13 protein-coding genes and 1 pseudogene are annotated in these 13,702 nt (G+C 71.8%); 5 read left to right on the plus strand and 9 right to left on the minus strand.

Translation table 11 applies throughout. From position 1 onward, the window contains the following. The first annotated feature begins 36 nt into the window (after positions 1-36). Together ABD830_RS02075 and ABD830_RS02080 are read left to right on the plus strand one after the other, a co-directional pair. A complete protein-coding gene (locus tag ABD830_RS02075) occupies positions 37-642 on the plus strand; it encodes a response regulator transcription factor (RefSeq protein WP_344984535.1) in 606 nt (201 codons plus the stop codon). A gap of 62 nt (positions 643-704) precedes the next feature. After that, entirely contained in the window at positions 705-1,364 is a 660-nt protein-coding gene (locus ABD830_RS02080; RefSeq protein WP_344984536.1) for a hypothetical protein, read from the plus strand. Between the two features lie 19 nt (positions 1,365-1,383). On the opposite strand, the gene pcaG is transcribed toward ABD830_RS02080, so the two are convergent. From pcaG to ABD830_RS02105, 5 genes are all read right to left on the minus strand, one after another. Further along, a complete protein-coding gene (gene pcaG / locus ABD830_RS02085; protein ID WP_344984537.1) occupies positions 1,384-1,920 on the minus strand; it encodes a protocatechuate 3,4-dioxygenase subunit alpha in 537 nt (178 codons plus the stop codon). Beyond that, positions 1,917-2,669, minus strand: coding sequence for a protocatechuate 3,4-dioxygenase subunit beta (pcaH, locus tag ABD830_RS02090; protein ID WP_344984538.1), 753 nt, complete (start codon positions 2,667-2,669; stop codon positions 1,917-1,919). The genes pcaG and pcaH overlap by 4 nt, the downstream gene beginning before the upstream one ends. 77 nt (positions 2,670-2,746) lie before the next feature. Further along, positions 2,747-3,892, minus strand: coding sequence for a thiolase family protein (locus ABD830_RS02095; protein ID WP_344984539.1), 1,146 nt, complete (start codon positions 3,890-3,892; stop codon positions 2,747-2,749). Beyond that, a complete protein-coding gene (locus ABD830_RS02100; RefSeq protein WP_344984540.1) occupies positions 3,889-4,518 on the minus strand; it encodes a CoA transferase subunit B in 630 nt (209 codons plus the stop codon). The genes ABD830_RS02095 and ABD830_RS02100 overlap by 4 nt, the downstream gene beginning before the upstream one ends. Beyond that, positions 4,515-5,264, minus strand: coding sequence for a CoA transferase subunit A (locus ABD830_RS02105; protein WP_344984541.1), 750 nt, complete (start codon positions 5,262-5,264; stop codon positions 4,515-4,517). The genes ABD830_RS02100 and ABD830_RS02105 overlap by 4 nt, the downstream gene beginning before the upstream one ends. Before the next feature lie 119 nt (positions 5,265-5,383). Between ABD830_RS02105 and ABD830_RS02110 the strand changes: the two genes are divergently transcribed. Next, on the plus strand, positions 5,384-6,844 hold the full coding sequence (locus ABD830_RS02110; protein ID WP_344984542.1) for an IclR family transcriptional regulator domain-containing protein: 1,461 nt from the start codon (positions 5,384-5,386) through the stop codon (positions 6,842-6,844). 16 nt (positions 6,845-6,860) lie between these two features. On the opposite strand, the gene ABD830_RS02115 is transcribed toward ABD830_RS02110, so the two are convergent. Next, complete coding sequence (locus ABD830_RS02115; protein ID WP_344984543.1) at positions 6,861-7,286, minus strand: DUF7144 family membrane protein; 426 nt, start codon at positions 7,284-7,286, stop codon at positions 6,861-6,863. A 287-nt stretch (positions 7,287-7,573) separates the two neighbouring features. Between ABD830_RS02115 and ABD830_RS02120 the strand changes: the two genes are divergently transcribed. Then, positions 7,574-9,901, plus strand: coding sequence for an ATP-binding protein (locus tag ABD830_RS02120; protein ID WP_344984544.1), 2,328 nt, complete (start codon positions 7,574-7,576; stop codon positions 9,899-9,901). Between the two features lie 65 nt (positions 9,902-9,966). Continuing rightward, positions 9,967-11,979, plus strand: coding sequence for an ATP-binding protein (locus tag ABD830_RS02125; protein ID WP_344984545.1), 2,013 nt, complete (start codon positions 9,967-9,969; stop codon positions 11,977-11,979). Between the two features lie 41 nt (positions 11,980-12,020). On the opposite strand, the gene ABD830_RS02130 is transcribed toward ABD830_RS02125, so the two are convergent. The 3 genes and pseudogenes from ABD830_RS02130 to ABD830_RS54080 form a co-directional block, all read right to left on the minus strand. After that, complete coding sequence (locus ABD830_RS02130) at positions 12,021-12,536, minus strand: nitroreductase family deazaflavin-dependent oxidoreductase (protein ID WP_344984546.1); 516 nt, start codon at positions 12,534-12,536, stop codon at positions 12,021-12,023. 98 nt (positions 12,537-12,634) lie between these two features. Next, positions 12,635-13,174 (minus strand): GNAT family N-acetyltransferase, encoded by a 540-nt coding sequence (locus ABD830_RS02135; RefSeq protein ID WP_344984547.1) that lies wholly within the window; start codon positions 13,172-13,174, stop codon positions 12,635-12,637. 182 nt (positions 13,175-13,356) lie between these two features. Continuing rightward, positions 13,357-13,610: pseudogene (locus ABD830_RS54080) on the minus strand (MmyB family transcriptional regulator). Between the last annotated feature and the right edge of the window lie 92 nt (positions 13,611-13,702).

A 13,702-nucleotide genomic window follows, 5' to 3' on the forward strand; every position in this document is an offset into this window, starting at 1 on the left:
ATATCATGGTCCTTTCTGCTTCGGGGGGAGTCGAGGGTGATCCGGGTGCTGCTGGCCGAGGACATGCACCTCATCCGGGGCGCGCTGGCCTCGCTCCTGCGCCTGGAGCCCGACATCGAGGTCGTCTCCGAGGTGCCGTCCGGGGACGCGGTGGTGCCCGCGGCGCTGGAGCACCGGCCCGACGTCGCGGTGCTGGACGTGCAGATGCCCGTCATGGACGGGATCGAGGCCGCCGCCGAGCTCGGCAGACGCCTCCCCGGCTGCCGCGTGCTCATGCTCACCCAGCTGGGCCGCCCCGAGGTCCTGCGCAGGGCGCTCGCAGCCCGGGTCGGCGGCTTCATGCTGAAGGACGCTCCGCCCGCCGACCTCGCCGCGGCCGTGCGCCGCGTCCACGCCGGGGAGACGGTGATCGATCCCGCCCTCGCCGCGGCGACCATCACGGCCAGGGAGAACCCGCTGTCACCGCGCGAGGTGGACGTGCTGCGCCTGGCCGCCGGCGGCGACGACCTCGCGGAGATCGCGGCCGCGCTGCACCTGACGAAGGGCACCGTACGCAACTACCTGGGGGCGATCGTCACCAAGCTCGACGCCCGCAACCGGCTGGACGCCGTCCGGATCGCCACCGAAGCCGGCTGGCTCTGAACATTTCGTAAAAGTCCGAAGCATGGCGGTATGAGCGGCGATCAGGGCTAGCCTGCCGTTCCATGATGTACGGCCCCCAACAGCCACCGTTCAACCCCTCGTATCCCCCGCGCCAGCCGCCGCCCGCCTTCGCGCCGCCTCCCGTGGTGATCGACGTCGGCCGTGACGCCAAGGTGAAGGCGCTGATCGGCGGGTCCGTCGCGGGGGCCATCGGCCTCATCTCGATCTTCTCCGCGTTCACCGGGCAGACGACGGGCGGCTCCGGCTCGGCGGTCGTGGTGCTGATCCTCGGGCTGGTCTTCCTGCTCATCGGGCTGCTGCCGATCATCGCCTGGCGCAAAATCAGCCGGCCTCGCCGGCTCGTCTTCGACGGCTTCGGCGTGCGCTGGGACGACCCTCAGGGCAGGCCGTGGGCCGTTCCGTGGAACGAGCTGTCCGGGGTGGGCATCTCGCGTACGCAGCAGCGCCGGGTCAAACTGGCCGACTACCTGATCCGCAGGACGATGGTCCGCCTCGATCTCTTCCCCGCCGACCATGGCTTCCGCGCGCGCCATCCGGACATGGAGCCCCTGTGGGAGTTCCACACGGTCAAGAACGGCTACCGGCTCCCGCTGGGCTCGAACCCCAAGTACATCCCGGTCATCGAGCACGCGATGCGCCAGTACCGCCCGGCCGTCTACCTGGGCATCCGCGACGAGGGCTTCATGGTGGGCCTCGTCTGAGCCCCGGCCCGCCGCCTCCTCAGCCGAAGTCGAGGAAGACGGTCTCCTTCTCGCCCTGCAGGTGGATGTCGAACCGGTAGACACCCTCGCGCTCCTCCACCGGCACCAGCGTCCGCCTGCGCTCCGGGGGCAGCGAGTCGAGGAAGGCGTCCTGGCCGAAGTAGATGCGGGTGTAGAGGTGGTGGAGCAGGCCGCGGGCGAACACGCAGACGCTGATGTACCCGGTGCCCGGCGGCAGCGTGCGCAGGGTCCAGCGGCCGTCGCCGTCGGTGGGCACCCGGCCGAAGCCGGTGAAGTCGACGCCGTGCCTGCCGAGCAGCGTGCCGCTCACGGGGTCGCGCCGGAGCGTGCCCGGCGCCCCCCGCAGGCTGCCGGACAGGTCGGCCTGCCAGAACTCCAGCAGCGCGTCGGGCACCGGCTCGCCCGCGCCGTCGTACACGTATCCGTGGACGGTGATCCCGCCCCCGTCGCTCGGTGGGGCCAGGTCGCCGCCACGGGGGATCGGGAGCGCGAAGCCGTAGAACGGGCCCACGGTCTGGGAGGGGGTGGGGTTCATCGGCCCTCCTCCATCCAGGTCGCGGCGGGGCCGTCCAGCACGATGTCCCACCGGTAGCCGAGCGTCCACTCCGGCACGGACAGGCCGTGGTCGTAGGCGCAGACCAGCCGCTGCCTGGCCCGCTCGTCGGTGACGGAGTTGAGCACGGGGTCGTACGGGAACAGCGGATCGTTCGGGAAGTACATCTGCGTCACCAGCCGCTGCGTGAAGGCCGTGCCGAACACGGAGAAGTGGATGTGCGCGGGCCGCCAGGCGTTGACGTGGTTGCGCCACGGGTACGCGCCCGGCTTGATCGTGGTGAACGTGTAGCGGCCCTCCTCGTCGGTCAGGCAGCGGCCCACGCCGGTGAAGTTGGGGTCGAGCGGCGCGGGATGGTCGTCGCGCTGGTGCAGGTACCGGCCGGAGGCGTTGGCCTGCCAGATCTCCACCAGCTGACCGCGCACCGGGCGCCCGTCACGGTCCAGCACCCGCCCCTGCACAGTGATCCGCTCCCCCAGCGGCTCACCGAGGTGCTGCCTGGTCAGGTCCGAGTCGAACGGGCTGACGTCGGCGACACCGAAGACCGGCCCGGTCAGCTCGGCCGCCTCCGGATCCTTCAGCGCGACGAGCGGCTGCTTGGGGTGGCGCAGCACGCTGCTGCGGTAGGGGGCGAAGTCCCGATCGGGATGGTCGGCCGCCGCTCCGCCGCGGGCCGTGTGCACCTCGGCGATCTCGCGGTCGATGTCGGCTTGGGTGAGGGGCGAGGTCATGTGCGGCTACCTTCCAGGGCGAATACCAGGCTCATGTGCGGCCACCTTTCCGGGACGACGGCCACGTTCATGTGCGGCTACCTTTCCAGGACGACGGCCAGGCCCTGGCCGACGCCTATGCAGAGGGACGCGAGCCCGGTGCCGGAGCCGGCGGCGGCGAGCCGGTGGGCCACGGCGCCGGTGATGCGGGCGCCGGAGGCACCGAGCGGATGGCCCAGGGCGATGGCGCCGCCGTCGGGGTTGACGATGGCGGGATCGAGCTCGGGCAGCTCGGCCAGGCAGCCGAGCACCTGCGCGGCGAACGCCTCGTTCAGCTCGACGGTCGCGAGGTCCCCGAACTCCTTGCCCGCCTTGGCCAGGGCCTTCCGCGACGCCTCGACCGGGCCGAGCCCGAAGTAGCGGGGCTCGAGCGCGCTGGCGGCGCTCGCGGTGATCCGCGCGAGCGGCTCGCGGCCGCGCAGTCCGGCCTCGTCGGTCAGCAGCAGCGCCGCCGCGCCGTCGTTGAGCGGCGAGGCGTTGCCCGCGGTGACGGTGCCGTCCGCCCGGAAGACGGGCTTGAGCCGGGCCAGCTTGTCCAGGCCGGTGTCCTCGCGGATGCCCTCGTCCCTGGTCAATCCGGCGATCGGGGCGATCTCGCGCTCGAACGACGCCTTGGCCGCCTTCTGGTGGCTGCCCAGCGCGTACGCGTCCTGCTCCGCCCTGGCGATGCCGTGCTTGTCGGCGATCAGCTCGGCGCCCTCGCCCAGGGACACGGTGTGCTCGGCGGGCATCGCGGGGTTGACCAGCCGCCAGCCGAGCGTGGTGGAGACCAGCTCCTGCCCGCCTGCGGGGAAGGCCCTGTCCGGCTTGGGCAGCACCCACGGGGCCCGCGTCATCGACTCCACGCCGCCGGCGATCACGGCGGAGGCGTCGCCGAGGGCGATCATCCGGTACGCCTGGATGACGGCCTCCATGCCGGACCCGCACAGCCGGTTCACGGTCGCGCCCGGCGTGGTCACAGGCAGCCCGGCCAGCAGCGCGGCCATGCGGGCGACGTTGCGGTTCTCCTCGCCCGCGCCGTTGGCGTTGCCGAGGATCACCTCGTCGGGGGCCTCGACGTCGTTGCGCTCGGCGATGGCTTTGACGACGTGCGCGGCCAGGTCGTCGGGGCGGATCCCGGCCAGCGCCCCGCCGTGTCGGCCGAACGGCGTGCGGACGGCGTCCACCACGTACACGGTCTTCATGCGAGAACCTCCGTCTCCGTACGGTCGCGCAGCTCGGCCACGCTCACCCCGGGCGCGGTCTCCACCAGCCTCAGCCCGTCGCCGGTGACGTCGAGCACGCCGAGGTCGGTGATGATCCGGTGGACGCACCCCTTCCCCGTGAGCGGCAGCGAGCACTCCTCGACGATCTTCGGCGTGCCGTCCTTGGCGGTGTGCTCCATGATCACGACGACCCGCCGCGCGCCGTGGACCAGGTCCATCGCCCCGCCCATGCCCTTGACCAGCTTGCCGGGGACCATCCAGTTGGCCAGGTCGCCGCGTGCGGAGACCTGCATCGCGCCCAGCACCGCCACGTCGATGTGCCCGCCCCGGATCATCCCGAACGACAGCGACGAGTCGAAGAACGCCGCGCCGGGGAGCACGGTGACCGTCTCCTTGCCCGCGTTGATCAGGTCGGGGTCCAGCGCGTCGGGGGCCGGGTAGGGGCCGACGCCGAGGACGCCGTTCTCCGAGTGCAGGACCACGTCCACGTCCGGCGGGAGGAACGACGGGATGCGGGTGGGCAGCCCGATGCCGAGGTTGACGTAGTCGCCGTCGCGCAGCTCGGCGGCGGCCCGCGCGACCATCTCGTCCCTGGTCCAGCTCACGAGGTGGTCCTCCGCTCGATGCCCTTGTCGGCTGCCTGCTCGGCGGTGAGGACGAGGATCCGCTGGACGAACACGCCGGGCAGGTGGACCTCGTCCGGGTCCAGCTCGGTCAGCTCCTCGACCTCGGCGATCGTGACCCGCCCGGCCATCGCGGCGAGGGGGTTGAAGTTGCGCGCGGCCTTGTTGAAGACGAGGTTGCCGTACCGGTCGCCCTTGGCGGCCCTGACCAGGGCGAAGTCGGTGGTGATGCTGCGCTCCAGCACGTACTGGCGGCCGTCGAACTCGCGGACCTCCTTCGGCGGGGAGGCCGCCGCGACCGTGCCGTCCGGGTGGTGGCGCAGCGGCAGGCCGCCGTCGGCGACCGGCGTGCCGACCCCGGCGGGGGTGTAGAAGGCAGGGATGCCGGCGCCGCCCGCGCGCAGCCGCTCGGCCAGGCTGCCCTGCGGGGTCAGCTCGACCTCCAGCTCCCCTGCCAGGTACTGCCGGGCGAACTCCTTGTTGTCGCCGATGTACGAGGCGGTCACGCGGGCGATGCGCCCGGCCGCCAGCAGGACCCCCAGGCCGCCGCCGTCCACTCCGCAGTTGTTGGACACCACGCCGATGCCGGTCACGCCGGTGTGGTGCAGAGCCTGGATCAGGACGTTGGGGATGCCGCTGAGGCCGAAGCCGCCGACCGCGAACGACGCACCGTCGCGCACCCCCGCCAGCGCCTCCTCGGCGGTCGCGACCACCTTGTCTCTCCGCACGACGCTCCATTCACCCGGGAGTGTTCGCATGGTGAACATTAGTTCACTATTGTGCTGTCGAGTATGCGTACGGGACCGCGTTCATGTCAAAGCCCTTGATCGGGCGGAGAGGGGGCCGGATGGAGGCCGCAGGCGCCCTGGAACGCGGCCTGACCGTGCTCAGGGCACTGGTCGCCGGCCCGGCCGGGCGGGCGCGCGCCACCGATCTCGTGCGCGCCACCGGCCTGGCCAGGTCGACCGTCGACCGCGTCCTGGCCACGCTGGTCCGTCTCGGCTACGTCCGAGCCGAGGGGCGGGACATGCTGCCGGCGCCGCCGCTGATGGAGCTGGGCGAGGCCTATCTCGCCTGTGACGGACTGCGCGACCCGCTCGCGCCGCCGGCGGAGCGGCTCGCGGAGGAGCTGGACGAGTCCGTGTCGCTGGCCGTCCAGGACGGTGACGGGGTGCGTTTCATCGCCCAGTTCACCCGGCGGCGCACCATGTCGGTCGCCTTCCGGGTCGGCGACCTGCTGCCCGCCACCCGGTGTGCGGCCGGCCTGGCCCTGCTCGATCCGTCGGCGCCGTGGGCCGAGGACGACCAGCTCATCGAGCCCGGCCTGATCGCGGTCGCGGTGCCCGTACGGGATCCGGAGGGGCGAGCGGTCTGCGCGGTGAGCGTCGTCAGCCACACCAGCCGGCACACCGCCGCCGGCCTGCGCGACGCCGTGCTCCCCCGGCTGCGCAAGACGGTCGCGGCCATGGAGGCGGCCCTGCTGGAGCCGCCGCCCCCGCCCCGCCCGCGGCCCGCCGCCACGGATGCCTCGCGCGCCACCAAGCAGGAGCTGGGTGCGGAGTTCCTGCAGTCGCTGGCCCGCGGGCTGGCCGTGCTGGTGTCGCTCGGCTCGGCCCGCGGAGGCCTCAGCCTGGCCGACGCCGCCAAGGTCACCGGGCTGCCGAGGGCCACCGCGAGGCGGTCGCTGCAGGTCCTGGAGCGGATGGGCTACGTCGCCTCCCGCGGCTCCCGCTTCGCGCTGCTCCCCAAGGTCATGGAGCTGGGCTACGCCTCCCTGTCGGAGCGCACGCTCGGCGAGGTCGTCCAGCCGCACCTGGCCGACCTGGTCGCCCGGGTCCACCAGTCGGCCTCGGTCGCGGTGCTGTCCGGCGACGACGTCCTGTACGTGGCGCGCGTGCCCACGGCGAGCATCATGACCGTCGACATCACGGTCGGCACCCGCTTCCCGGCGTACGCCACCTCCATGGGCCGGGTGCTCCTGGCGGACCAGCCCGAGGAGCGCCTGGCCGGCGTCACGCCGGAGCGGCTGACCCGTCACACGATCACGTCACCCGCCGGGCTGCGTGCCGCCGTCCGGCAGGCCGCCGAGGACGGCTATGCCCTGGTCGACCAGGAGCTGGAGGAGGGAGTGCGGTCGATCGCCGTGCCGGTCCGCGGCCGGGACGGACGGGTGGTCGCGGCCGTCAACGTCGCCACCCACGCCAGCCGCGCGAGCCGGGACGAACTGCTCCGCGACGTGCTGCCCGCCCTGACCGAGACCGCCGCCAGGGTGGCGGCCGACCTTCGGCACATCCCCGCGGGGCCGTGACGCCGGCCTCGGCAGATCAGTCGCGTACGCCCATCGCGCCTCTCGGCGGCGCGATCAGGCCGTACATGACCAGGGCGCAGAGCGCGATCGAGACTATCGACCACACGGGGAAGGCGGCCATGAAGGCGAAGTGCCCGATCATGGCGAGCCCTGCCAGGATGACCCCGACCACGCGGGCCCACATCTGCCCGGCCAGGACGCCGATTCCGGTGGCGAACAGCAGCACGCCGAGCGCCAGCCAGATCCAGCCCCACGCGGTGTAGTTCCACACCAGCAGCCGGCCGCCGGGCGTGACGAAGAAGTACGTCTTGAACAGGGCGATGACGCCTTCGATGATGTTGAAGACGCCCAGCACCATGGCGAGCGTGCCGGCGAATCCGAGCCAGCCGGAGAAACCGGCACCAGGGTGAAAGGCCCGTCCGAACGGTGTTGACGTCGTCATGATCGTCTCCTTGCCGGTGAGTTGAAACCTCCGGGCGATGCATCCATGCCCGAAATGCCCGGCAGCAACAATGCACGTCGGCAAAGCTATGTCTCCACCTGGGCAAAGGCGACTCAAAATCAACCAAGTGCCTTTCTGCTCATTTTGCCAAAAAAGGAGAGACCCTTGGCCGACATATCTGTTTGAAAAACGACAAAGTGCAGTGGAAACCGTTCACCGAATAATGTGGGTTGTGGAGGCTCGGTCACCGACGCGGTGACCCGAGCACCTGAGTCGTTGGAGCATTCATGACCATGACCGCACCGACTGTTTCGTGCCGGCTGCCCGCGGAGCTCAACACCTTCGTCGGCCGGCGACACGAGATCGCCGAGGTCAAGCGGCTGCTGTCCGAAGCCCGGCTGGTGACACTTGTGGGCGTGGGCGGCGTCGGCAAGACGCGCCTGGCCCTGCGGACCGCGTACGACCTGCGGCGCAGCTTCCGCGACGGCGTATGGCTGGTCGAGCTCGCGGCGCTGGAGAGCCCCGAACTGCTGGCGCAGACGGTGGCGGAGTGCCTGGAGATCCAGGACCGTTCCGTACGACCGACCCTCGAGGTGCTCGTCGACCACCTGCGTGACAAGCAGCTGCTCCTGATCCTGGACAACTGCGAGCACCTGATGGACGAGTGCGCCGTGATGGTGGAGACGCTCATGCGCTCCGTGCCCGGCCTGCGGATCCTGGCGACCAGCCGGCAGTCGCTCGGCGTCGCCGGAGAGCAGACGATGCCCGTGCCGACGCTGCCCATCCCCGACTGCAACGGCTCGTGTCCCTCCACCGAGTCGCTGAAGCAGTTCGACGCGATCAGGCTGTTCGAGGAGCGGGCCCAGGCGGTGCTCCCCGGATTCGAGGTGTCCGAGGCCAACCAGGAGATCGTGGCGCGCATCTGCTGCCGTCTCGACGGCATCCCGCTGGCCATCGAACTGGCGGCCGTACGGCTGCGGGCGATCTCCGTGGAGCAGCTGCTGGCGCGGCTCGACGACCGGTTCCGGCTGCTCACGACGGGTTCGCGCACGGCCATGCCCCGCCAGCAGACGCTGCGGGCGCTGATCGAGTGGAGCTACGGACTCTGCACCGACCAGGAGCGGCTGCTGTGGGCCCGGCTGTCGGTGTTCTCCGGCGGCCTCGACCTGGAGGCGGCCGAGCAGGTGTGCTCCGGGGACGGCATACTCGCCGACGAGATCGTCGACCTGGTGGTCGGCCTGGTGGGCAAGTCGGTGCTGGCCCGCGAGGAGCACGGGCCGACGGTGCGCTACCGGTTGCTGGAGACGATCCGCCAGTACGGCCGCGAACGGCTGCGCGAGTCGGGCGAGGAGGCGGAGCTCAAGGCCCGGCACCGCGACTGGTGCCACGATCTCGTGACGCGCGCGCAGCACGAATGGTTCGGCCCCGATCAGGTGAACTGGTTCAAGCGCCTGCGCATCGAGCACGGCAACCTCCGCACGGCGCTCGACCACTGCCTCACGACGCCGGGCGAGGCGGAGCGCGGCCTGGCCATCGCCACGGCGCTGCGGTTCTACTGGATCGCAGCCGGCTCGCTGCGCGAGGGACGCGGCTGGCTCGACCGCCTGCTCGTCGCCGACGCCGCACCGACCTCCACCCGCGCCGGCGGCCTGTGCCTCAACGCGCGGCTGGCGGTCCTGCAGAGCGACTTCGCGCCGGCCGCGCGGATGCTGGAGGAGTGCCACGACCTGGCCAGGCGGCTCGGCGACGCGCGCATCCTCGCCGGCGCCGCGTACGTCTCCGGCCTCGCGGCCCTGATCCGGCGTGACTTCCCCGGCGCGGTCGCCTACCTCGGCGAGGCGGTCGAGGCCCACCGCGAGTCCGGCGAGGCCATGGGCATGGTGAACGCGCTGCAGTACCTCGCCACCGCCCACTCGCTGCTGGGCCACTCCGAACAGGCCCGGAGCCAGTACAAGGAGTGCCTGGCGCTCTGCGAGGCACGCGAGGACCACTGGTTCAGGTCGTACACGCTGTGGTTGTACGGGATCGAGCTGTGGCGGCAGGGCGACACGGCCAGCGCGGTCGAGATGGAGCGGGAGGCCATCCGGCTCAAGCGGCCCTTCGACGACCGGCTGGGCATCGCCCTGTGCACCGAGGCGCTGGCGTGGATGGCCGCCGACGACACGACGGAGCGGGCCGCGGTGCTGTTCGGCGCCTCGCAGGAGAGCTGGCGCTCGTTCGGCGCTCCCCTGCTCGAGTACCTGTCCGACTACCACGACGCCGCCGAGGCGGTGGCGCGGGAGCGCCTCGGCGGACGCGCGTTCGAGGCCGGGTTCCGCAAGGGCACCGGACTCACCTCCGCCGAGGCGATCGCGTACGCCATGTGCGAGAGCGCCCAGGTGGCCGAACCGGCGCGCAAGGCGGTCTCGCCTCTCACGCGGAGGGAGATGGAGATCGCCCAGCTCGTCGCCCAGGGGATGACGAACAAGGCGATCGCGTCCACGCTGGTCATCGCGCAGCGCACGGCCGAGGGGCACGTCGAGCACATCCTGAACAAGCTGGGGTTCAACTCCCGCGCCCAGATCGCGGCCTGGGTCGGCGAGCAAGGAGAGCTCCTTCCGGGAGGGACCCCGTGAAGGCCGGCTCCCACCTTCTGTACGACAAATCCAGCTTTGTCGGACGGACGCGTGAGCTGTGCGCGGTGCGGAAAGCGCTGAGCAAGACCCGGCTGCTCACCCTGACCGGCGTGGGCGGCGTCGGCAAGACCCGGCTGGCGCTCAGGACCGCGGAGCTCCTGCGGGAGGTGTACCAGGACGGCGTCGAGGTGGTCGAGCTCGCCACGCTGGAGACCGGCGACCTGCTCGAGCCGGCGGTCGCCACGGCGCTGGGGCTGCGCGACGGCCGTCCCGACCTCATGGCCGTGCTGCAGGACTACCTGGCGGGCCGGCGGATGCTGCTGGTCCTGGACAACTGCGAGCATCTGAGCACGGTCTGCGCCCCGTTCGTGGAACGGCTGCTGCGGACCGCCCCGCGGCTGCAGATCCTGGCGACCAGCAGGCAGAGCCTGGGGGCCTACGGCGAGCAGGTGCTGAGGGTCGCCCCCATGCCGATCCCGAACCCCGGGGCCACCCTGCGGGAGGTCGCCCGCCAGGACTCCGTGCGCCTGTTCGTGGAACGCGCGGCGGGCGTCCTGCCCGGCTTCACGCTGCACTCCGGCAACGTGGCGTGCGCGTCGCGGCTGGTGCAGCGCCTCGAAGGGATCCCGCTGGCGATCGAGCTGGCCGCGGTACGGCTGCGCACCCTGCCGCTCGAGGAGCTCATGCGTGAGCTGGACGAGCGGTTCGACGTACTGGCCGCGAAGGCTCCCGCCGCACTGCCCCGCCACCAGACGCTGCGCGCGACCATCGACTGGAGCTTCCGCCTCTGCTCGACCGGCGAGCGGCGGCTCTGGGGCCGGCTCGGGATGTTCCCCGCCGGAGCCGACCTGGAGACCGCGGAGGCGGTGTGCTCGGGCGAGGGCATCGACCGCCTCGACGTGCTCGATCACCTGGCCGGGCTGGTGGGCAAGTGCGTTCTGGTCAAGGACGGGCCCTGCTACCGCCTGCCGGAGAGCCTGCGCGCCTACGGCTGCGAGCAGGTGTCGCCCGCCGAGCTGCGGCAGCTGCGCAGGCGCTACGTCGACCATTACCGCAACCTCGTGGAGCGGCACCGGGTCGACGAGATGGTCCCCGAGCAGGTGGACCGGTACCTGCTGCTGCAGCGGGAGCTGCCCAACATCCGCGTGGCCCTCGAGGCGTGCGTGAGCGAGCCCGCGCTGGCTCCCGTGGGAGCGGGCGCCGCGGCGGCGATGTGGTGCTTCTGGCTGCTCGCCGGCTCCCTCACCGAGGGCCGCTACTGGCTGGAGCGCGCCCTCGAGCACGTGCCGGACGAACACCCGGTACGGGCGGCCGCGCTCTGGACCGACAGCATGCTCGCCATCCGCCAGTGCGACCTCCTGGCGGGGTTGCCGAAGCTGCACGGCTCCATGGCCATGGCCCGCGAGTCGGGCGACCAGAAGCTGCTGGCGCACGCCATCCGCACCGCGGCCGTCGCGGCGTTCCTCGCCCACGACGCCCCGCGCGGCCTCGCGCTGCTGCGGGAGTCCCTCGATCTCCACCAGTCCATCGACGACCTCGACGGCGTCATGTTCGCCATGTACGTCGGCGCCACGTACGGTTCCAGCGAGGACCCGCGCCAGGCCGCCGAGTACGGCCGGCAGCTCCTGGCCCTGTGCGAGCGGCAGAACGCCCTGGTCTTCCGCGCGTACGCCCAGCTGGCGCTCGGGGTCGCACACTGGAACCTGGAGAACACCGCGCAGGCCGAGGCGCTGGTCACGACGGCCACTGAGTTCACCGGGGGCATCAACGACAGGTGGTGCCTCACCCAGTGCCTGGAGGTGCTGGCGTGGATCGCGGGCGCGCGGGAAGAGCATGACAGGGCCGCCGAGCTGCTGGGGGCGGCGCACGCGATGTGGCAGACGGTGGGGGCCTCGCCCGAGTGGATGAATTATCACATGAAGTCGCACGAGCGCTGCACGCGACAGGCCCGCTGCGCGCTGGGCGGACCGGGGTTCGCGGCGGCCTTCCGCCAGGGGGCGAGGCTCAGCCCGGAACGCGCCGTGGCGTACGCACTGGGCGGCGCCGCACGGACGCGCACCGGACGACCGGACGTGTGAGACCTCTTGCACGAAGGCCGCGCCGACCGGGGACGCGCCGGTCAGGCACGGGGCGAGAGGCGGAAGACGCGCAGCTCGCGGCCCGAGCGGTCGGTGTACCCCTGGTAGAGCGGCCAGAAGCGGGTGAGCGCCCGCCACGCCTCCTCGCGGTCGGCCCCGGCAAGCAGACTGGCCGTCACAGGGATGACGCGCCCGCGGAAGGTCACCGTGGCCTGCGGGGTCTTGAGCAGGTTTCCGCTCCAGGCGGGGTGGTGCTCGCGGCCGAAGTTGCTGCCGACCACCAGGAAGGTGCCGCCGTCCTCGGGCAGGCAGGCGAGCGGGCTCTCGCGGGGCTGCCCCGACTTGCTGCCCGTCGTGGTGAGCAGCAGGTGGGGGATCATCTGGTCGCCCATGAGGACCCGGCCGCCGGTCACGCGGTTGACGAAGCGGTCGAGAGGCGGGACGATCTTGGGCGCGACCCGGGCGAAGCCCCTGGTCCCCGCGAGCCACTGGAAGAACGGGCGCAGCCCGGCACTGACCCGGGCCCTCACCCCGCCGCTGGACTGCTGCTCGACCACGGTGACCTCACGTCCGGTTCAGGGCTGGCGCTGCTGACGGGGGCCCAGGATACTTCCCAACCAAGCGATAGGTCTACTCCGGGTCGGCGCAGCACTCCTCAGGTGCCTGGGCGGTCGATCCGGTAGAGGTAGTGAGCGGGCCCGTGGATCGGGTTGTCCGGTTCGAGCTCGCACTCCGCGATCCGGCGCATCCCGGCCTTCTCCAGCGCCCGCCAGGAGGCGCGGTTGGCGGCGGAGACCGGCACCATCACGCACGAGGCGTCCGGCAGCTCCTCCCACGTCCGCTCCAGCACCGAACGGATCATCTCCGTCCCGAGTCCCCGGCCGACCTGGCCCGGATCGCCGATGAGGTAGTCGATGGAGACCGTGCCGTCGGGGACGGGGACGACGGCCGCCAGCTCGTCCACGTAGTGCGGATAGTCCGCCAGCCGCGACCGCTGGACCAGGCCGAGCGGCCGCCCGTCGAGGAACACGAGCAGGTCCTCGGACGGCTCCTCTCCCCTGGCGGCGGGGCCGAAGTCGCGCGCCACCGCCTCCGCCGAGGTCTCGTGGTTCCACCACAGCGCCACGTGCGGCTGCTCCAGCCACGTACGCAGCAGGGGGAAGTCCTCCTGGACGAGTCGACGCCATGTGATCATCAGAACGCTCCGGGCGTGAGATGCCGTCTGTAGTCGCGGGTCTGGCGGTCACGGTGGCCGCACGAGGGATGGCACCACCGCCGACACGAATCCGTGACCCGCTTTACCGGGAGAGGCTCCGTCCCGAGGATCGGGAGCTCGACAGCCGTCACGACGCTGACGTTAGCAACGCATGCCAACCGTCAGCATCCGATTATTTGATCAAAGATCACGCCAGGCCGGTCAGCGGCGCCGACCAGCTGCAGGGCGGTTTCGGTTGGGGACCCGGCCTCGGCGGTGTAGGTGATGAGCACCTGGTCGGGTTCGTCCGGGATGCGGAGCGTCTCGTGGTCCAGGGTCAGCTCCCCACCAGCGGGTGGTGGAAGGCCTTGCGGCCGTGAGTCTTGTCGACGACGCCGTGCTCGGCCCACCGGTGGCGGAAGTCCTCGCTCTTCATCGACAGCTCGCCGACGAGCGCGGCCAGCACCGGGTCGCCGGGGTACGCGCCGGCCTGACCCGCTCCGGCCACGCCACCCAACCCACAAACCC

The organism is Nonomuraea helvata, assembly GCF_039535785.1.
In the GTDB taxonomy this organism is placed as follows: domain Bacteria; phylum Actinomycetota; class Actinomycetes; order Streptosporangiales; family Streptosporangiaceae; genus Nonomuraea; species Nonomuraea helvata.

Bases quoted from the DNA above. Each gene is read 5' to 3' on its own strand.
- ABD830_RS02110 (WP_344984542.1), top strand. From the start codon at position 5,384: ATGGAGGCCGCAGGCGCCCTGGAACGCGGCCTGACCGTGCTCAGGGCA.
- pcaG (WP_344984537.1), bottom strand. From the start codon at position 1,920: ATGAACCCCACCCCCTCCCAGACCGTGGGCCCGTTCTACGGCTTCGCG.
- ABD830_RS02120 (WP_344984544.1), top strand. From the start codon at position 7,574: ATGACCATGACCGCACCGACTGTTTCGTGCCGGCTGCCCGCGGAGCTC.
- pcaH (WP_344984538.1), bottom strand. From the start codon at position 2,669: ATGACCTCGCCCCTCACCCAAGCCGACATCGACCGCGAGATCGCCGAG.
- ABD830_RS02135 (WP_344984547.1), bottom strand. From the start codon at position 13,174: ATGATCACATGGCGTCGACTCGTCCAGGAGGACTTCCCCCTGCTGCGT.
- ABD830_RS02080 (WP_344984536.1), top strand. From the start codon at position 705: ATGATGTACGGCCCCCAACAGCCACCGTTCAACCCCTCGTATCCCCCG.
- ABD830_RS02095 (WP_344984539.1), bottom strand. From the start codon at position 3,892: ATGAAGACCGTGTACGTGGTGGACGCCGTCCGCACGCCGTTCGGCCGA.
- ABD830_RS02115 (WP_344984543.1), bottom strand. From the start codon at position 7,286: ATGACGACGTCAACACCGTTCGGACGGGCCTTTCACCCTGGTGCCGGT.